Here is an 18,855-nt window from a genome sequence, read left to right as displayed (position 1 = left end):
TTGCCCGGCGCGACAATCTCCCGTAATAGTGCGCTCCAAAGATCCCCGGATTCCCCTTCAAGCACGGAGACGCGAGGCCCCATGGCGCGCCAGTTCATCTACCACATGCATGGCCTTTCCAAGTCCTACACGGGCGGCAAGAAGGTTCTCGACAACATCCACCTGTCGTTCTACCCGGACGCCAAGATCGGTATCCTCGGTCCGAACGGTGCCGGTAAGTCGACCCTGCTGAAGATCATGGCCGGCCTCGACACCGATTACACCGGTGAGGCCTGGGCTGCCGAAGGCGCCAAAGTCGGCTATCTGGCGCAGGAACCTCAACTCGACAATACCAAGACTGTTCTTGAGAACGTCATGGAAGGCGTCGCGCACAAGCAGGCGATCATCGACCGTTACAACGAGCTGATGATGAACTATTCGGACGAGACGGCCGAGGAAGGCGCCAAGCTGCAGGACATCATCGACGCCGAGGACCTGTGGAACCTCGAGAGCAAGGTCGAGATGGCGATGGAAGCCCTGCGCTGCCCGCCGTCGGACAGCCCGGTCGACAACCTCTCGGGTGGTGAGCGCCGCCGCGTTGCACTCTGCAAGCTGCTCCTGTCCGAGCCGGACCTGCTGCTGCTTGACGAACCGACCAACCATCTGGACGCCGAAACCGTCCATTGGCTGGAGCGTCACCTGCGCGAGTTCAATGGCTCGGTGCTGATCATCACCCACGACCGCTACTTCCTTGACAACGTCACCGGCTGGATTCTCGAGCTGGACCGCGGTCAGGGCATCCCCTACGAGGGCAATTACTCGGTCTATCTGGAGAAGAAGACCAAGCGCATGGTCCAGGAAGGCCGCGAGGACATGGCGCGCAGTCGCGCCATCGCCCGCGAGCGCGAGTGGATGGGCATGTCGCCGAAGGGTCGCCAGACCAAGTCCAAGGCCCGTATCAAGGCCTATGAGGATCTGCTGTCCGCGCAGGAAGAGCGCATTCCGTCGATCGAGCAGATCATGATCCCGGTCGGCGAGCGCCTTGGTGCCAACGTCATCGAGCTGAAGAACGTCTCGAAGGGCTTTGGCGACCGCCTGCTGATCGACAACCTGTCGTTCAAGCTGCCGCGCGGCGGCATCGTCGGCGTCATCGGTCCGAACGGTGCCGGCAAGTCGACCCTGTTCCGCATGCTGACCGGCCAGGAAAAGCCGGACTCGGGCGAGATCATCGTTGGCGATAGCGTGCGCCTTGGCTATGTCGACCAGTCGCGTGATGCGTTGAACCCGACCAACAACGTCTGGGAGGAAATTTCTGGCGGCGCCGAGGTGATCTACCTCGACGACAAGGAAATCAACTCGCGCGCCTACTGCTCGTCCTTCAACTTCAAGGGCCCGGCGCAGCAGGCCAAGGTCGGCGATCTCTCCGGAGGTCAGCGCAACCGCGTGCATCTGGCCAAGGTTCTGAAGCAGGGTGCCAACGTGCTGCTGCTTGACGAACCGACCAACGATCTGGACACCGAAACGCTGGCCGCACTCGAAGACGCGCTGGAAAACTACGCCGGCTGCGCCGTGGTCATCTCGCACGACCGTATGTTCCTCGACCGTCTGGCCACCCACATGCTCGCCTTCGAGGGCGACAGCCATGTGGAATGGTTCGAGGGCAACTTCGAGGACTACGAGAAGGACAAGGTCCGCCGCCTCGGCGCCCATGCAGCCGACCCGCGCCGCATCAAGTACAAGCCGCTGACCCGCTGAGGCCTCACGGTAAAACAAAATCCCCGGGGCATGCCCCGGGGATTTTTTTGACTGGCTGCATACTCTCCATCGTCATCCCGGCCAAGCTGAGCGAAAGCGAAGCGCCGAGCCGGGATCCAGACATCAGCCGCGCGAAGCGCGACACACGGGATCAGGCGCGAGCCGTGTCGGAATGATCTGGCAATGGGCTCGCTTGCGCTCGCACAGATGCGCTGGATCCCGGGTCAGGCCCGGGACAGGCCCCGGATCTGCGGCTCGCTTTCGCTCGCCTTGTCCGGAATGACGTGTAAAGGCCGGAGCCCGATCACTGCGCCGGCTGTCCCGGCGCGGGGGCGCCATCCGGCCCGGTCGCCCCGTCCAGGCTGCCCAGCACGGCTGCGCCGGCAGCAGCGATCTGCGCTGGTGTCGGGTTGTGGATCACGTGGCCATCTTCGGTGGCCACACGCACGGTCACCTCGCGGTGGGCGAAGTGGATGCCGTTCTTCTCGAACAGATCCTGTAGGCCGGCATAGATCACCTTGCGCAGTTCGAACTGCTTGCCGGGCTTTGACATGAACTTCACGCGGGCGATCATCGCGCTGTCCTCCATCGACAGGATGCCCTGTGACTTCAGCGGATCGAGGAACATTGGCCCGTAGTAAGGGTCATCCAGCAGCTCCTGGCCGAACTTCTTGATGATCTTGCGCATCTTTTCGGTGTCCGTGTCATAGGTGACACGGAAGGCGAGCTTCATTATGGCCCAGTCGCGCGAGTAGTTCTGCACATGCTTGATCTCGCCGAAGGGCACCGTGGTCAGCGCCCCGCGATGGTGGCGTAGTTGCATGGAGCGGATCGAGATCTTTTCCACCGTGCCCTTGGCACCGCCGATATCGATGTACTCGCCTTTGCGGAAGGCGTCGTCGATCAGATAGAAGGCGCCGGAGAAAATGTCCCGGATCAGGGTCTGCGCCCCGAAGCCGATGGCAAGGCCGACAACACCGGCGCCGGCAAACAGCGGCGCGATGTCGATGCCCATCTGCGACAGGATCAGCATGCCGGAGATCACCACGATGGTGATCAGCAGAAAGTTGCGGAAGATTGGCAGCAGCGTCGACAGGCGCGAGTCGCCCTGGCCGCCGATTTCGATCTCGGCGCCATCATGGGCATCTCCGGGCGGCTTTTGACGCCGCATGGCCTGGGCCACCGCGATCTCGACGGCCTGGTAAGCCATGTAGCCGAGAAAGCCGACAATCGCGATCTCAACCGTGTTGCCGATGATCGAACTTTTATCCTGGATCGAAATTCCCCAGGCCTGCAGCAGCAGCCAGGCAGAGAACACAAGTGTCAGCACACCGGCACCATGGTCCAGCAACTCGCGGTAAGGCGCACGGGCGGCTTCGTTTTCAAGCGCTTCGGCCTCGGCCTGGGACGCGTTCGCGGCCTCGTCGCGTGCCTCTCCGGAGTTTGCGGCACTGCGCTCGATGTCACTCACGAGTGCGGCCTGGGCCCGCCGGGTGTCGAGGCGTGGAAGCAGGCGGTCGATCACCAGGAGGAGAAGCGCATAAAGGACCAATGCCGCGATCAGTGATTGCACCGGTGCTGCCACCAATCCGATGGCAAAAGGTTGATCGAGCAGGATGCGGACGGAAGACATGCCGAAGGCGAAGACGAAATAGAGGATGGCCAGCACATGCCAGATCCGGGCTATGAACTGCACCAGCGCAACAGGCTCTGTCTGCTCCGCGCCCAGGATGGCGCCTGCGACATCCTTGCGCCACAGGACCGCAATGGCCGACAGAACGAGCGTGGAGAATGCCGCCGAGCCGACAAGGGCGAGTTTGTGGGCGTCCGGATCGAGGCCGAGCCGCGACATCCACAGGCAGATCGCCAACAGAAGGATGGAGATGCCCACACCGGCCCTGATCGCATTGTAGAGACCATTTGCTGCCTGATCGCTGAGGGCAAGCATCCGGTGATGCGCGGAGTCAGGTGCAAGGACGTTGAAAAAGATCAAACGCGCTGCAAGCCACGTCGTATAGGCGGACAGGCCGGTCATGACGGTGATCCGTGCGGCCTCCGTGTCCTCATGCAGCATCACCGCAACCAGCCATGCGGCTAGCAGGAATGTGATGATCTCGAGGCCCATGACGACACCCCGGCCGAGAAGAAAGGCAATCTTCTCGGTCCTTGTCTCGGGTTGCCGGGCAAAGCGGGCGAGATAGACCGCCTTGGCCCACCGGCGGAAAATCAGTTTTGTGCCAGTTCCGGCAAGAATGGCAGCCAGCGTGACGAGAACGGCACCCCAAAGCCAGCCGAGGCTGCCATCCGGGGACTTGGTTTGCAGGGTCGCAATGATGCTGGCCGGCAACTCCGGCAATTCGGCCAGGATCCGCTGCACCGCGCCGCGCAACTGGAACGTCTCGGTCATGGTCTGGCCCATGTCCTTGGACAACTGGTCGTAGGCCGAAATGTCATAGGCGACGGGCTGCTGCGGCACGGCGGTGATGCCCGCTGCATCGGCGGGTGGTTGCTGGTTCTGCGCCCGGGCAGGCAGGGCGGCGAGGCTGAGGAGGAGCAGGAGGGTGAGGATGCCGCGCCAGCAAAGGCTGCAAAACAAGCTGGGACTGCTATGTGGCCGGCCAGCCTGCGTACCCTTTGCCTGAACCAGATCGATCATTGCGTCGCGCCCCCTTGTAACCACGCGGCATAAAAGCGGAAATGGTGCTGGGTGACAAGTTGGCCGCCGGCCTGCTGCGGCGAACACGGGCTGGCTTCACCTGCGTCAGATGTGCGGAAAAAGGCCCCTGTGCCGAGGGGCAGAGGGGCCTTACGAGATTCAGAGGCTGCACAGCTTTTCACTGGTTGGGCCGGCCATGGGCCGCGGTCCCCATCTGCCTGGCATCAGTGGGTGACCATGTCATCCCAATGCGCCAGCTTCTGGCGGGCTTCGTCCGGGCGCATTGCCTCATACTGGGCCAGGGCCATGGCGCGGGCCTGAACCGACAGCCGGTGCCGCCAAGGGCCGACCTTGAGCAAGGTTGCCACGGTCAGCGGTGTAAAGCCATGTGCCTTGGCGACGGTCAGGAAGGGATCGACATCGAGCCGGACCATCCAGTGGCTGGCCTCGTGCAGGCCGATGCGGGTCAGGCAGGCAAAGGCCACAACCGCCTCGGCAAAACGATCATCGGCAGCAAACCAGCGCAAGGTCGCCTCGGTCAGGCGGCCATCACGGGCCATGGTCATGACCCGGCCGCGTGCGGTCTCGAAGTCATAACGGCTCAGCCAGTAGTCGTTGGACATCCGCTGGGCGGCTATGCTGGCGGCCTGCGGCAGTTTCTCGGCATCAGCCGCAGCAGCAGTGCCGGCCAGTTTCAGGCGCACAGCTTCGGTGGCCACCGAGACGAGTTCCTGGATCTGGTCTTCGGCCAGATCCGTGCGGTCGCTGAGGGCGAGTTGCAGGGGCTGGTCCGAAGACGCGGCCTCCAGCAGTCCGGCCATGCCTGCAGGAGAGAATGTCGCGCCCTGATTGGCGGCCACCCGGCGTTTCACCCGGATATCTCCGCGTTTCACCAGCACGTCGGTGACTTCTTCCGACAACATCTCGCGCTGGGCAATGGCAAGCCGGTGCGCATTGCTCTGCACATCGGCAATGTCGACCAGGTCACGATCCCGCAAGACATGGGACCGGCGCAGGATCAGCTCTGCCACGTCGATCTCGTCGCTCGCCAACTGGCGGATGGTGCGTTCCGGTCCCCGGCGCAGTTCCGATAGCCGTTCGGCGACGAAACGGCGCACTTCGGTTTCCACCATGTCAACCAGACGCAGCAGGACGGAGTCGTAGATGTCGACCTGTTCGTCCGTGCATTTCTCTGAAGTTAACGAAAACAGCACGGCGACATGGCGGGCTAGTTCCGCTCGTCTATCTGCACTTGTTTCACTTGATAGATCCTGAAAATTCACGAGCTCAGTCTTATAAGCTTCCACCATTCGAAATCACCCGGCCCTTTGGACATGTGACCCTTCTAGTGGGCAGTTTTAAAGATAAGAAAAATCTGTATGCGTTGAACTTATACTTCTTTGATCGATATTTTGTTCAATTTTTATCGAGTATGTCTCCAGATTTTGGTTGTTCTGCTTCGGTAAGATGGGAGACTTGCGCCAATCTGGAGCCATTTCTCGAACGGGCGGCGGGGCCTGCGCGGGCCTGACCTGGCCCAAAAAAGAGGGGCGATCCGCAGATCGCCCCCGAAGTCGGGCATCAAAATGGAAACATGGTTACCGGCAGATTTGGCATCACGCAGGGCGGGGCCCTGTCGGTAGAAACATGCGAGGAGCCTGCTTGGACGCATCTGGCTTGCGCCATTGGGGCCAAGCGAACTGGCACTAACATGCCCGCAGCATCCGATCAGGTCCAATCGGATTGATTTGTTTCTTTGATCAGATATTCTTATCAAATGCTGTCACTTCGCCAATTGCGCTATCTCGATGCCCTGGCCACGCACCGTCACTTCCGCCGGGCGGCGGAAGCTGTGTCCGTATCGCAACCGGCATTGTCGATGCAGATCCGGGACCTCGAACTGGAACTTGGCCTTGCCCTGGTCGAACGGCGCAGCGGGGCGGTGCGTCTGACGGCGGACGGAGAGGAAGTGCTGCGCCGGGCCCGGCGGATCCTGTCGGATGTGCGCGATCTTGCGGATTACGCCAGACATCGGGGGCGACCGCTCAGTGGTCCGCTGCGCTTGGGCATCATCCCGTCAATTGCGCCTTATCTGCTGCCGCGCGTGCTTCCGGTGCTGCAGGCCAGTCATCCCGACCTGCAACTGACTTTGCGCGAAACGCTGACGGATCAGTTGCTGGCTGAACTTGGGGACGGCGACCTGGATGTGGTCATCGTGGCGCTCCCGGTTTCGCAGCCCGATCTGGCTGTCTTGCCCCTGTTCCAGGACAGGTTCCTGCTTGCCGTGCACAATCGGCCTGACCTCGATGAACGGCTGCGGGTCAGTGTCGATGATATCCGCCAGCAGGATCTGTTGCTGCTGGAGGAGGGGCACTGCCTGCGGGACCAGGCGCTGAACTATTGCCAGGCGGTTGTCGGTGGTCGTCGCTCTGCCTTTGGCGCGACCAGTCTGGCGACTGTCATGCAGATGGTCGCTGCCGGATATGGCGTGACGCTCCTGCCCGAGATCTGCGCCGATGTCGAGGTGCGCGATGACCGGGTGGCCCTGCTGCGTTTTTCCGACCCCCAGCCTGCGCGCATGGTGGGGCTGGTGTGGCGTAAATCATCGCCGCGCCGGCAGGACTTCGAGACGCTGCGGGAGACATTCGCCGCGACACTCGGTGATCTTGGGGTCGCTGTGCCGGATCTGGATGCGCCGGGCGCTTAGGTCTCAGGCTGCGAGCTGAGTGACCCGATAGACACAGCGGCGGTCGCCGGACAGGAGATGCTCGCAGCGCTCAATGGCGGCGTCCGGGCCAACGACCTTTCGGAACAGCGCCAGTTCCGACCGGCAAAAGCCCTGGCAGGCTGTTGCCGCCGCGCAGATCGAGCAATGGTTCTCGATGAAGAGCCAGCTGCCATCGCTCTCGGCCTCGACTTCGGCCATGTAGCCTTCGCGGCTGCGCAACTCGGCCAGGCGCTGCAGGCGGCTTGGCAGGTCCGGGGCGTCGTTCAGGGCGGCCCGGTACAGCGCTTCGCTTTCCTGTTCACGCAAGCCGATCAGCCGGTCCAGCGCCTCTTCGCCATAAAGCTGGCGCAAGCCGCCCAGCAATCCTGCGACCAGGGTCGAATGATTATCGGGAAAACGGGCATGTCCTGCTGCCGTCAGCGCCCAGACCCGGCGCGGCCGGCCAACGGAGCCCTTCTGATCCTCGAAATCGACCAGCTGCTCGCTGGCCAGGCCATCGAGGTGCTGGCGGACAGCCACGGGCGTCACGGCCAGCGCTGTCGCAAGCTCGGCGGCGGTCTGCGGGCCTGACCCCTTCAGGGCATTCAGCAATCGGGTGCGGGTACGATCGGACATGCCGGATTTGTAGCACGACACCCAAGATATAGAAAGTTTTCTCTTTTCATATTCGGGCGCTCCAATTAAGAAAGAAATCGCTTTCTTTATCGAGGTGTGCGATGACCATCCTGTCCCGGCTGCTGCTGTCCCTGTCGCCCTTTGCCTTGCGCCCGCAGTGGCCCTTTGCGGCCAGGCGGCGGACACGGCTTCCCGATGCCCTGCGGCGTGATGTACTGGGTGATGAGTGGCCTGAGAGCCGGGCAGGGGAGGGCGCGGCGAAGAGCCTTGTGCTATCTTCAAGGCTTGATACGGGCAGGGGCAGAGACAGCAGTGGCGCCAGGCACAAAGCGGCAGCAGGACTTGCGCAAGACCCTGAGGGCGATGGCGCCCCGCATTCCGATGCTGGATGCGGGAGCGGTGCTTGAGGCGGCGCAGGCGGGACACCTGCGGCATCTGCCGGTTTCGATTGCGGTCTGGCAGGGCCTCGCCAGCCACGTGCGCCACACCCACACCGATTACGACCTGTTACTGGATGATGGCTATGACCGCGATGCGGCACGCTTTTTTGTGGCCCCGGCCATGAACGAGGTGTTCGAGGACTGGGGCTGCGCGCGCCGCATCGGCGAGGACGATGGGGAAGATCAGTCAGTTGGCCTGACGGGCGATTGAGCCGCCTGCCGGCAAAGCCTCAGCGCACGGTCTCCAGGATCCAAAGGAAGGCCATGGCCACCAGCCCGAGGGCCGGAAGGATGATGGCGGGATAGCCGAAGGCGGCAATTGCCAGCAGCCAGAGCACCGCCATGTTGAAGGCAAACCAGAGCCGGTCCTCATCCGAGCCATGAATGGCCTCGCGCAGGAACAGGTTGAACACCGGCACGAGCATCAGGATGCGCAGCAGCAGGATCGGCGGGGTCTTGCGGCTGGAAGCAGTTGCAAGGGCGGACATGAGGGGCCTCGGGGGTCAGAGCGAACACAGGCGCGGCAGGGAAACTGCTTACGCGCTACTGCGTAGATGACTGCTGAAGCCCACGAGGTCACTGCGGCGCGATGCCCCGCGTCAGGCCGTCACAGGGCCGCCACAGGGCTGTGCTGTTTGCGGAGCCGGGCGCTCAGGGCCTGCGCGCGATCAGGTCGATCTCGACCAGTGCGCCGACCGCAAGTCCCGTCACGCCAATGCAGGTGCGGGCCGGCAAGCGGCCGGGGATGAAGAAGTCGCGGTAGGTCTCGTTCATCGCCGCGTAGTCGCGCTCGAATTCGGTCAGGTAGACGCGGGCCATCGTCACGTGCTCGAGGCCGAGACCTACTCCGGCCAGAACCAGTTTGAGGTTCTCCATCACCCGCGCGGTCTGGGCGGCCACGCCTTCCGGCAATGGCGCGTCCGGCGCATTGGGATCGGTCGGCATCTGGCCCGTGACAAACACCCAGCCATCGGCCTCGACCGCATGGGAGAACGGGGCGACCGGACGCGGGCCGCCCGGGATCATGTGGTGGATCGGAAGCATCTCGGTCCTTTCGCGGCTGTCCTGGCTCACGCCTTCGGATACAGCCAGTGTTCAGGGATATGGGCCGTCACAAGCTCGCCCGGACGGATGATGCCCGGCTTCTCGACAAAGGCAACCAATCCGCGCCGGTTGCGTGCCTTTTGCGGGAAAAGGAGATCCAGGCCCTCCCGGTCCGGGTAGTGCTCGGCGATGCCCTTGCCGGCAATCCGGCACGGCACATTGTCGCCGTCCACGCGCAGCACTGCGCCACTCTCGAACACCAGCCGCGTGCGCGGCGGCACCAGCGAGAAATGCGGGATGCCGGAGACGAGGATGTTGCCGCCGATCCAGGCCACGTCAACGCGCGGCAGCTCCATGCGGCTGGCGACGATCTCCAGCTCTTCGACCGACAGCAGCGAGATCTGGCGCTCGTTCGCCATCTCCGTGCCACGCGGATACCACGGCTCGCGCCCGCCCGAGCGGCGGGTAAAGCCGGCGTGGCGGCCACCCGCAATGCCCTCGAATGCCAGCGGCAGGGTCTCCACGTCCTGGGTCAGGAAGTCGGTTGGCGTGAGCGTCGCCAGCACGCGCTCGACCGTCCCCTTGATCCGGCGTCCGGGTGTGCGGACGAGCCCTTCCGGGAATCCATGTTCACGCTCGGTTTTTGCGTCATCTGCCATGCGGCTGGTCTCCTGTCTCTTAGCCAAGCTATAGCGCGCGGATGGGAGAGCGGCCAGTGCAGCCCTGTCATCACATCCGGTCAGCGCCGGCGTCCAACGGACAGTGCCACCGCATCAGGAGACCGCCGCCATGGCCGCGCCGCTTGCCAGCATCACCTTGTCGCTCGTTGATCTTCGCCCCGTCACCGACCGCAAGTCCGCCCTGTACGTGCTCCTGACCGCCGACGATGTCACCGGCCTTGGCAAGATCGCCGCGAACACGGTGACGGCCCTGTCCGACATTCCCGGGGCAGAAATCAGCTTCACCACCATCACCAGCGGCCGGCTTTATGTCGGGCTGGAACCCTTTCCCAATCCGCCGGTGCCCTATGGCTCGTCCTGCTATGGCTGGATCGAGTTGACCCGCACGCAGGACGATGAAGGCGTCTGGCTCAACCTGTCCAACGTCGACCTGCTGGCGCTGCCCCTGAGTGTCGCGGGCACGCTGACGGGCGGGTCGCCCTTTTCCCTCGGCTTCAAGACGCCTGTCTCGACGTTGATCACCAAAGTCCAGACCTCCGCGCTGGTGCCTGGCCCTCCCGGCCTCACGGCCGTCCTGAAGGCCTGGACAGGGCAGCCGATGATCGCCGGTCCGACCATCGCGCCGCAGGCCTACCGTCCCTTCGATCCCTACGTCGATGTCCTGACCAATGCGAGCGCGCCGCTTATGCTGACATCCGACACCCCGGCTGGTGGTGCGGCGCTCACCATGTCCGGGTCGTTCCTTGCCGCCGGCAACGCCTTCGATCCGGTGGTCAGCCTCACCAGTGCGGCGGGCGACACGTTGCAGATCACGGCCGCGAACCTCACCAGCGCCATCATCTACCGCTGCGACGGCGGCACGCTCACCTTCAACGGCCAGATCTATCCACAGAACCGGACAGCCGCGAATGATCCGTTCGGCGATCCGGCGCAGCAGGTCATCACCAACTCGCTGTTCCGCAATCTGATGATCGGCCTCAACGAGGGCTACTTCACCACGGCAGGGCCCAACGACAGCACCCAGTTCGCAGGGCAGGTGCCCTTTGCTACCGGCTACGGCAACTCTTACGCAAAGGTTATCCATGCGGGCAGCAACTCCTATGGCTACCCCTATGCCGACGAGAACCTGAAGGTGCTCGTCACCGCTGATCCCTCCGAGCCGATCGTCGTCTCCGTCCTGTCCCAGTCGATGGCCGAGGGCTATTCCGCTGACCCTGCTGGCAGCGCCGCCAACCAGCCCGCGACAGGCACCTATCAGTTCGGCATCGGTGCCGGCAGTGGTGCGCTCGGGCCGATCCGCATCGGCAACTGGGTCTATCCCGCCAATGCCTCCGGTGCCTTCGGCGGCTTCCTGCCCGCCCTGCCGGACTGGACGAAGATGGTCTTTGCTGGCCTCGGGCCCGACCATTTCATCTGGGTCCGCGACGGTCAGGTCGATGCCGGGACCAGTCTCACAGCCCTTGGCGCCTGGGATCCGACCGGCACGGTCTATGCCTGGCCGGCCGATCTTGCCTGGATCTCCGGCGCCACGCCGCCGGCTTATCCCGGCCCCGTGCCCCTCTGAGGCAGGGTGAGGCAGGCCTGATCCGCCGGATGAGGTGGCGGTGAAAAGCCGAATCTTCAGAATCACTTCGCGCCATCCGGTGATGCGGCCCCTCGGGCCCCTCGCCGGATGAGCTGCTTCATGCAGAGAATCATCGCTCTGTGCCCTCGCTATCCGGGCAGTGACCCGGAACCCGGCGCTTTTCCTCAGGTGGCACGGCAGCTGCGGGCCTCAAGTTCCCGGTCAGCTGCAACGCCGGCCCCTCGGGCTCGTCTCCATCCTCAACTTCAACAAGGTGGAAAAGAACGAGTCATAAGAATCGCTTGAGGGATTCCGTTTAAGTTGCCTGTGATGCGCTGCAGCATCGGGGTGAGCCCGACCTGCCAGCTCGCATTAAGCTCTTCTCAACCACTTGAACGTTGCGGCGTTGCCATCGGCGCGCCTGCAAGACATGGTGGCTTGCGTCGAGCTTTGATCTCGTATAAAGATATCTTTATATCAGCTAGTCACGTGAGCGGCATGAGCGAGCCCCAATACCTTGCAATCGACGATCTTCTCTCCGGCCTCAGGGCTGCGGGGGAGCCGAGCCGTCTGCGGCTGCTGGCCCTCCTTGCCCGCAGCGAACTGACGGTGAAGGACGCGACCGCCATTCTCGGCCAGAGCCAGCCGCGCATCTCGCGTCACCTGAAGCTGCTCGCCGAGGCCGGTCTCGTGCGCCGTTATCCGGAAGGGTCCTGGGTGTTCTACCGGCTGGCGGAAGACGCGGCCGGCGATCTTGCCCGCGACCTCGTTGCCCGTCTCCTGCCGGCCGATCCGGTGCTGACCGCCGATGCCAGCCGCTTCGATGCCCTGCGCCGTGCCAAGGCTGAGGAGGCTGCGGCCTACTTCGCCGCCAAGGCGCGCGACTGGGACAAGGAGCGCTCGCTGCATATCGCCGAGAGCGATGTGGAAGCGGCGATGCTGCGCGCCCTCGGCGACCGGCCGTTCCATTCCTTCCTCGATCTGGGCACCGGCACCGGGCGGCTGCTGGAGCTGTTTTCGGACCGCTACACCTCGGCGCTGGGCGTTGATGCCTCGCATGACATGCTGACGGTTGCCCGGGCCAAGCTCGCCGAGCTCGGCCTGTCGCGGGCGCAGGTCCGCCATGGCGATATCTACGCGCTGAATGTGCCGCCGGCCTCCTTCGATGTCGTCGCCGTCCACCAGGTGCTCCACTTCCTCGATGACCCGGCCCGCGCGCTGGCCGAGGCTGCGCGTGCCCTGCGTCCTGGCGGACGTCTGATCATTGTCGACTTCGCCCCGCATGACCTCGAGTTCCTGCGCGAGGGCCACGCCCACCGCCGCCTCGGCTTCTCGCGCGAGCAGATGGCCCGCTGGCTCGAGGCACTGGATCTTGATGTCGAACTCGTCACCGACCTGTCGCCAGCTGCCGCTGACGGGTCGCAGCTTACCGTCACCCTGTGGCTGGCGCGCGATCCGCGCATCGTCACCGATCTTCCGCTCGTCGATCTAACCCGTGAGGTCGCGTAACATGACTGCCTCGACTTTCGCCCGTCGTTCGCGCCTTGCCGAGCGCACCCCGATCACCGCCTCCTTCGAGTTCTTCCCGCCGAAGAGCGACAAGATGGAGGCCTCGCTCTGGTCCACCGTTCAACGGCTGGCTCCGCTGAACCCGTCCTTCGTCTCCGTCACCTATGGTGCCGGCGGCTCGACGCGCGAGCGCACCCACCGCACGGTGGAACGCCTGCTGAAGGAAACCCACCTGCTGCCGGCCGCCCATCTGACCTGCGTCGGTGCATCGCGCGGCGAAGTCGATGCGGTCATCCAGGATTACTGGGACATCGGCGTGCGCCACATCGTGGCCCTGCGCGGTGACCCGCAGGAGGGCCTGGGTGCTCGCTACCTGCCGCGCGCCGACGGTTATGCCTACGCCAGCGATCTGATCGCCGGCATCCGCGCCGTCGGTGATTTCGAGATTTCCGTCTCCGGCTATCCGGAGCGCCATCCCGAAAGCGCCGACTGGAGCGTCGAGATCGACAATCTGAAGCGCAAGGTTGATGCTGGCGCGACGCGCATCATCACCCAGTACTTCTTCGACAACGACCTGTTCGAGAGCTACCTGGAGCGCATCGCCAAGGCCGGTCTCTCGATCCCGGTCGTGCCGGGCATCCTGCCGATCCACAATTTCGAACAGACCATGGTGTTCTCGGCCAAGTGCGGCACCTCGATCCCGCACTGGCTGGCCCGCCGCTTCTCCGGCCTCAACGAGGACGCCGAAACGCGCAAGCTCGTCGGCGCTGCGGTTGCCTATGAACAGGTGATGGATCTGGTCGACCGCGGCATCAACGACTTTCATTTCTACACCATGAACCGCGCTGACCTGACCTACGCCATCTGCCACATGCTGGGGATGGGCCAGGCCGAAGGCACTCGCCAGGCGGCCTGATGCCAAGGGGCTTCGCCTCTCCGCCCCCCCTCCCCCTCGTGGGGAGGGGTGAGGGGTGGGGGGCTCGGAGCCTCGTCTTAACTGGAATGCACATTTCTGCGAAAGGTCTGGTGAGGCGTCTTGTCGTTCGAGATCATTGAGTTCTCGCCAAAACGATAGGCCCTTCCCCCCACCCCTTACCCCTCCCCACGAGGGGGAGGGGGGCGGAGAGGCCGAAGTCGCCAAATCTTGCCTCATCTTTCGTCCCGTTACTGAAGATCTGGCACGAGATGACTGCCTCGCTCCCGTCCCAATCGGGACGGGAGCACCCATAAAAACGTCAGGCGCGGATGCGATACTCTGCGACAGACGCCACTGAATGTCAGGTCCGGTCCGCCGGACCTTTTGCGTGACAGGAACCGGAACACACCCATGCTGAAGAAGTCCGCCGCCTTCGACCTGCTCCATGCCGCCGCTGCGAAGCGCATTCTTGTGCTCGATGGTGCGATGGGGACGGAAATCCAGACGTTGCGGCTGGACGAGGCCGCGTTCCGGGGCACGCGCTTTGCCGACTGGCCGCAGGACCTCAAGGGCAACAACGACCTCCTGAGCCTTACCCGCCCGGATGACATCCGCGCCATTCACGTTGACTATCTCGAGGCCGGGGCGGATATCGTCGAGACCAACACCTTCTCCTCCACGACCATCGCCCAGGCCGACTACGGCATGGAGGCGCTGGCCTACGAGCTGAACTTCGAGAGCGCGAAGCTGGCGCGTCAGGCCTGCGACATCGTCAGCGCCAAGACCCCGGAGCGGCCGCGCTTTGTCGCCGGTGCCATCGGCCCCACCAACCGCACCGCCTCCATCTCCCCGGATGTGAACAACCCCGGCTATCGCGCTGTCTCGTTCGATGATCTGCGCATCGCCTATGCCGAAGCGACCCGTGGCCTGATTGATGGCGGCGCCGACATCATCCTCGTCGAGACCATCTTCGACACGCTGAATGCCAAGGCCGCCCTGTTTGCCATCGACGAAGTCTTCGAGGAAAAGGGCCTGCGGCTGCCGGTGATGATCTCCGGCACCATCACCGACCTCTCGGGCCGCACCCTGTCCGGCCAGACAGCGGAAGCCTTCTGGTATTCCGTGCGCCATTCCGATCCGCTGTCCATCGGTCTCAACTGCGCGCTCGGCGCCAAGGAAATGCGCGCTCACGTCGCCGACCTGTCGCGCATCGCGCAGACGCTGGTCTGCGCCTATCCCAACGCCGGCCTGCCGAACGAATTCGGCGAGTATGACGAGAGCCCGGAACACATGGCCCGCCTCGTCGGCGAGTTCGCCGCCTCCGGTCTCGTCAACATTGTCGGCGGCTGCTGCGGCACCACGCCGGCGCATATCAAGGCGATTGCCGAGGCTGTCGCGGACAAGGCGCCGCGCAAGCTGCCGGACGTGCCGCGCCTGATGCGCCTGTCGGGTCTTGAGCCTTTCGTGCTGACGCCGGAGATCAAGTTCGTCAACGTCGGCGAGCGCACCAACGTCACCGGCTCGGCCCGCTTCCGCAAGCTGATCAAGGAAGGGGACTACGCGACTGCGCTCGACGTTGCCCGCCAGCAGGTCGAAAGCGGCGCGCAGATCATCGACATCAACATGGACGAAGGGCTTCTGGACTCGGAAGCCGCCATGGTCACCTTCCTCAACCTCGTTGCCGCCGAGCCGGACATTGCCCGCGTTCCGGTCATGATCGACAGCTCGAAGTGGACCGTCATCGAGGCTGGGCTGAAGTGCGTCCAGGGCAAGCCGATCGTCAACTCGATCTCGCTGAAGGAAGGCGAAGAGGCTTTCATCGCCCAGGCGAAGCTCGTGCGCCGCTATGGTGCGGCCGTCGTCGTCATGGCGTTTGACGAGCAGGGCCAGGCCGACACGTTCGCCCGCAAGACCGAGATCTGCGCCCGCTCCTACAAGGTGCTGACGGAGAAGGTCGGCTTCGCGCCGGAAGACATCATCTTCGACCCGAACATCTTCGCGGTGGCGACCGGCATCGAGGAACACAACAACTACGGCGTCGACTTCATCGAAGCGACGGGCTGGATCCGCGAGAACCTGCCCCACGCCCACGTCTCCGGCGGCGTCTCGAACCTGTCCTTCTCCTTCCGTGGCAACGAGGGCGTGCGCGAGGCGATGCACTCGGTGTTCCTCTACCACGCCATCACGCGCGGCATGGACATGGGCATCGTCAACGCCGGCCAGCTCGCCATCTATGACGACCTCGACAAGGAACTGCGCGACCTGTGCGAGGACGTGGTCCTCAACCGCTCGCCGGACGCCACCGACCGGATGCTGGAGGCGGCCGAGCGCTGGAAAGGCGAGGGCGGCAAGAAGAAGGAAGCCGATCTTTCCTGGCGCGAATGGCCGGTCGCCAAGCGGCTGGAACATGCGCTCGTCAACGGCATTGATGACTTCGTCGTGGAAGACACCGAGGCCGCGCGCCAGACCGTCGCCCGTCCGCTGCACGTGATCGAAGGCCCGCTGATGGACGGCATGAACGTCGTCGGTGACCTGTTCGGCTCGGGCAAGATGTTCCTTCCCCAGGTGGTGAAGTCCGCCCGCGTCATGAAGAAGGCCGTGGCCTATCTGATGCCCTTCATGGAGGAGGAGAAGCGTCTCTCAGGCCTGGAAGGCTCGTCTTCGGCCGGCAAGATCCTGATGGCGACCGTGAAGGGCGATGTACATGACATCGGCAAGAACATCGTCGGCGTCGTGCTCCAGTGCAACAACTTCGAGGTGATCGATCTCGGCGTCATGGTGCCGGCGACGAAGATCCTTGAAGTCGCCAAGGCCGAGAAGGTCGACATCATCGGCTTGTCCGGCCTCATCACGCCCTCGCTTGATGAAATGTGCCATGTCGCGGCCGAACTCGAACGCGAGGGGATGAATGTCCCTCTGCTGATCGGCGGGGCCACGACCAGCCGTATCCACACGGCGGTGAAGATCCATCCGAACTACGCCAAAGGCCAGGCAATCTATGTCACCGATGCCGGCCGCGCCGTGGGTGTTGCCTCGCGCCTCATGAGCGAAGGCCAGCGCGAGCCCTATTACGCCGAAGTGCGGACCGAATATGCCGAAATCGCCGAAGCCCATGCGGCGGCGCGTGGCGGTGGACCGCGCACGTCCATCGCGGATGCTCGCGCCAATGCCTTCCGCTGTGACTTTGGCAAGGCCCCGCTGGCCCCGCGTAAAACGGGCCTCACCCGCTTCGACGATTTCCCGCTGGAAGACCTGGTCCCGCTCATCGACTGGACGCCCTTCTTCTCCACCTGGGAAATCAAGGGCCGCTATCCGGCGGTGCTGACCGACAACCGCTATGGCCCGGCCGCCAAGGCGCTCTACGATGATGCTCGGCGCATGCTGGACGAGATCGTCACGAAGAAGCTTCTGACCGCCAAGGGCGTCGCCGGTCTGTGGCCGGCCCAGGCGCGCGGCGATGACATCGTGCTCTTCACCGGGGAGGACCGCCGCCAGGAACTGGCGACCTTCTTCACCCTGCGTCAGCAGATGTCACGCACCGCAGGTGGGCGCGCCAACGTTGCGCTGTCGGATTTCGTCGCGCCGGAGGGCTCCGGCGTTGCCGACTGGGTCGGCGGCTTTGCCGTCACCGCCGGCCACGGCGAGGATGACCTTGCCGCGCGCTATGCCAAGGCGGGCGATGACTACAACAAGATCCTCAGCCAGGCGCTGGCGGACCGTCTCGCGGAAGCCTTTGCCGAGAAGCTGCACCAGATCGTCCGCACGGACCTGTGGGGCTATGCGAGCGGCGAAACGCTGACGAATGAGGAAATAATCGAGGAGAAATACCAGGGCATCCGTCCCGCCCCGGGTTATCCGGCCCAGCCGGACCACACGGAGAAGGAAACCCTGTTCCGCCTGCTCGACGCGACGGCAGCCACCGGCATCCAGCTCACCGAGAGCTACGCCATGTGGCCCGGCTCGTCCGTTTCGGGCCTCTACTTCAGCCACCCGGACAGCCACTATTTCGGCGTCGGCAAGATCGAGGCGGACCAGGTGGCAGACTACGCCGACCGCAAGGGCTGGGATCTGGCCTATGCCGAGCGCTGGCTTGCTCCGATCCTGAACTACGATCCCAACCGCAAGGTTGCCGCGGCTGAATGATCCTCGCGTCAGGCGGGCCCGACACCGGGTCCGCCTGCGCTTTTAGGCTGGCACGTGTTGCGGTGCCGCAAACACACTGTTCACGATCCGGCGAATAGTCACCGGAAACAGGCGGTCTATATTGATCTCGATATGAACACCTGACGCGGTCAGGGTTCTTCAGGAGATCAAATCATGACTGCCACCCCGACCATTCTCAAGATCGACGCCTCGGCCCGCAAGGCCGGTTCCATGACCCGCGAGCTGACCGACACGCTGGTCACCCGCCTTCTGGACACCCATCCGTCGGCCCGCGTCCTGACCCGCGACGTCTCCGCCGGCCTGCCGGTCGTGGACGAAGCCTGGGTCGGCGCCAACTTCACCGATCCGGCTGAGCGCAGCTCCGAACAGAAGCTGAAGCTGGCCCTGTCCGACACGCTGGTGGCCGAACTCAAGGCGGCTGATGTGCTCGTCATTGCTGCGCCGATCTACAATTTCGGCATCCCGGCCAGCCTCAAGGCCTGGGTGGATCTCGTTGCCCGCGCCCGCGAAACCTTCCGCTATACGGAAAATGGCCCGGAAGGTCTGCTGAAGGGCAAGAAGGCCTATGTCGTCGTCGCCTCCGGCGGCGTGCCGGTCAATTCGCCCGTCGACTTCGCAACGCCCTACCTGAAGCAGGTCCTCGCCTTCATCGGCATCACCGACGTGACCGTGATTGCCGCTGACCAGCTGATGATGGATGGCGACGCCAAGCGCGCCGCAGCCCGCGCTGCCATCGAAGATGCGGTCACCAAGGCGGCTTGAGAAAGGCTACGGCGACAAGCCGTCCTGAGGAGTTGCCCAAACA

Annotated in this window: 14 protein-coding genes; 8 read left to right on the top strand and 6 right to left on the bottom strand. The window is 63.9% G+C overall.

All coding sequences use genetic code 11. The features are described 5' to 3' along the window. Window positions 1-81 precede the first annotated feature (81 nt). Complete coding sequence (gene ettA / locus C8348_RS09745; protein ID WP_106753119.1) at window positions 82-1,734, top strand: energy-dependent translational throttle protein EttA; 1,653 nt, start codon at window positions 82-84, stop codon at window positions 1,732-1,734. 304 nt (window positions 1,735-2,038) lie between these two features. Here the strand turns inward: ettA and C8348_RS09740 are convergent, their stop codons facing one another. Together C8348_RS09740 and C8348_RS09735 are read right to left on the bottom strand one after the other, a co-directional pair. Beyond that, window positions 2,039-4,330, bottom strand: a complete 2,292-nt coding sequence (locus tag C8348_RS09740) for a mechanosensitive ion channel family protein (RefSeq protein ID WP_157950413.1) — start codon at window positions 4,328-4,330, stop codon at window positions 2,039-2,041. A 284-nt stretch (window positions 4,331-4,614) separates the two neighbouring features. Further along, window positions 4,615-5,604 (bottom strand): DUF2336 domain-containing protein, encoded by a 990-nt coding sequence (locus tag C8348_RS09735; RefSeq protein WP_208983673.1) that lies wholly within the window; start codon window positions 5,602-5,604, stop codon window positions 4,615-4,617. A 563-nt stretch (window positions 5,605-6,167) separates the two neighbouring features. Here C8348_RS09735 and C8348_RS09730 point away from each other — a divergent pair. Then, window positions 6,168-7,097, top strand: a complete 930-nt coding sequence (locus C8348_RS09730) for a LysR substrate-binding domain-containing protein (RefSeq protein WP_106753116.1) — start codon at window positions 6,168-6,170, stop codon at window positions 7,095-7,097. 3 nt (window positions 7,098-7,100) lie between these two features. Here C8348_RS09730 and C8348_RS09725 read toward each other — a convergent pair whose 3' ends face one another. Next, on the bottom strand, window positions 7,101-7,733 hold the full coding sequence (locus C8348_RS09725; RefSeq protein ID WP_106753157.1) for a helix-turn-helix transcriptional regulator: 633 nt from the start codon (window positions 7,731-7,733) through the stop codon (window positions 7,101-7,103). 312 nt (window positions 7,734-8,045) lie between these two features. Between C8348_RS09725 and C8348_RS09720 the strand changes: the two genes are divergently transcribed. After that, entirely contained in the window at window positions 8,046-8,384 is a 339-nt protein-coding gene (locus C8348_RS09720) for a DUF2293 domain-containing protein (protein WP_106753115.1), read from the top strand. A 19-nt stretch (window positions 8,385-8,403) separates the two neighbouring features. Here C8348_RS09720 and C8348_RS09715 read toward each other — a convergent pair whose 3' ends face one another. From C8348_RS09715 to C8348_RS09705, 3 genes are all read right to left on the bottom strand, one after another. Further along, window positions 8,404-8,661: a hypothetical protein gene (locus tag C8348_RS09715; protein WP_106753114.1), complete on the bottom strand. Its 258-nt coding sequence runs from the start codon at window positions 8,659-8,661 to the stop codon at window positions 8,404-8,406. Window positions 8,662-8,824: 163 nt separating this feature from the next. Further along, the gene (locus C8348_RS09710) at window positions 8,825-9,217 is read right to left on the bottom strand and encodes a RidA family protein (RefSeq protein WP_244293974.1); all 393 of its coding nucleotides are present in this window, start codon (window positions 9,215-9,217) and stop codon (window positions 8,825-8,827) included. Window positions 9,218-9,243: 26 nt separating this feature from the next. Then, window positions 9,244-9,876: an MOSC domain-containing protein gene (locus C8348_RS09705; protein ID WP_106753113.1), complete on the bottom strand. Its 633-nt coding sequence runs from the start codon at window positions 9,874-9,876 to the stop codon at window positions 9,244-9,246. A gap of 130 nt (window positions 9,877-10,006) precedes the next feature. On the opposite strand from C8348_RS09705, the gene C8348_RS09700 reads away from it, so the two are divergent. The 5 genes from C8348_RS09700 (at window position 10,007) to C8348_RS09680 (ending at window position 18,812) form a co-directional block, all read left to right on the top strand. Then, complete coding sequence (locus C8348_RS09700) at window positions 10,007-11,461, top strand: glycoside hydrolase 64/thaumatin family protein (protein WP_106753112.1); 1,455 nt, start codon at window positions 10,007-10,009, stop codon at window positions 11,459-11,461. Between the two features lie 498 nt (window positions 11,462-11,959). After that, window positions 11,960-12,970 (top strand): ArsR/SmtB family transcription factor, encoded by a 1,011-nt coding sequence (locus tag C8348_RS09695; protein WP_106753111.1) that lies wholly within the window; start codon window positions 11,960-11,962, stop codon window positions 12,968-12,970. 1 nt (window position 12,971) lies between these two features. Further along, the gene (gene metF, locus C8348_RS09690; RefSeq protein ID WP_106753110.1) at window positions 12,972-13,886 is read left to right on the top strand and encodes a methylenetetrahydrofolate reductase [NAD(P)H]; all 915 of its coding nucleotides are present in this window, start codon (window positions 12,972-12,974) and stop codon (window positions 13,884-13,886) included. Between the two features lie 411 nt (window positions 13,887-14,297). Further along, complete coding sequence (gene metH, locus C8348_RS09685; RefSeq protein ID WP_106753109.1) at window positions 14,298-18,029, top strand: methionine synthase; 3,732 nt, start codon at window positions 14,298-14,300, stop codon at window positions 18,027-18,029. 174 nt (window positions 18,030-18,203) lie between these two features. Further along, window positions 18,204-18,812, top strand: a complete 609-nt coding sequence (locus C8348_RS09680) for an FMN-dependent NADH-azoreductase (protein WP_106753108.1) — start codon at window positions 18,204-18,206, stop codon at window positions 18,810-18,812. Window positions 18,813-18,855: the final 43 nt, after the last annotated feature.

This window comes from Pannonibacter carbonis, assembly GCF_003012935.1.
GTDB classification, from domain to species: domain Bacteria; phylum Pseudomonadota; class Alphaproteobacteria; order Rhizobiales; family Stappiaceae; genus Pannonibacter; species Pannonibacter carbonis.
The sequence above is the reverse complement of the archived record's forward strand: the minus strand, read 5'-3'. Positions and strand labels throughout refer to the sequence as shown.

Coding starts and splice junctions, on each gene's coding strand:
- ettA (WP_106753119.1), top strand. CDS start 82: ATGGCGCGCCAGTTCATCTACCACATGCATGGCCTTTCCAAGTCCTAC.
- C8348_RS09730 (WP_106753116.1), top strand. CDS start 6,168: ATGCTGTCACTTCGCCAATTGCGCTATCTCGATGCCCTGGCCACGCAC.
- C8348_RS09725 (WP_106753157.1), bottom strand. CDS start 7,733: ATGTCCGATCGTACCCGCACCCGATTGCTGAATGCCCTGAAGGGGTCA.
- C8348_RS09715 (WP_106753114.1), bottom strand. CDS start 8,661: ATGTCCGCCCTTGCAACTGCTTCCAGCCGCAAGACCCCGCCGATCCTG.
- C8348_RS09710 (WP_244293974.1), bottom strand. CDS start 9,217: ATGCTTCCGATCCACCACATGATCCCGGGCGGCCCGCGTCCGGTCGCC.
- C8348_RS09705 (WP_106753113.1), bottom strand. CDS start 9,876: ATGGCAGATGACGCAAAAACCGAGCGTGAACATGGATTCCCGGAAGGG.
- C8348_RS09700 (WP_106753112.1), top strand. CDS start 10,007: ATGGCCGCGCCGCTTGCCAGCATCACCTTGTCGCTCGTTGATCTTCGC.
- C8348_RS09695 (WP_106753111.1), top strand. CDS start 11,960: ATGAGCGAGCCCCAATACCTTGCAATCGACGATCTTCTCTCCGGCCTC.
- metF (WP_106753110.1), top strand. CDS start 12,972: ATGACTGCCTCGACTTTCGCCCGTCGTTCGCGCCTTGCCGAGCGCACC.
- metH (WP_106753109.1), top strand. CDS start 14,298: ATGCTGAAGAAGTCCGCCGCCTTCGACCTGCTCCATGCCGCCGCTGCG.
- C8348_RS09680 (WP_106753108.1), top strand. CDS start 18,204: ATGACTGCCACCCCGACCATTCTCAAGATCGACGCCTCGGCCCGCAAG.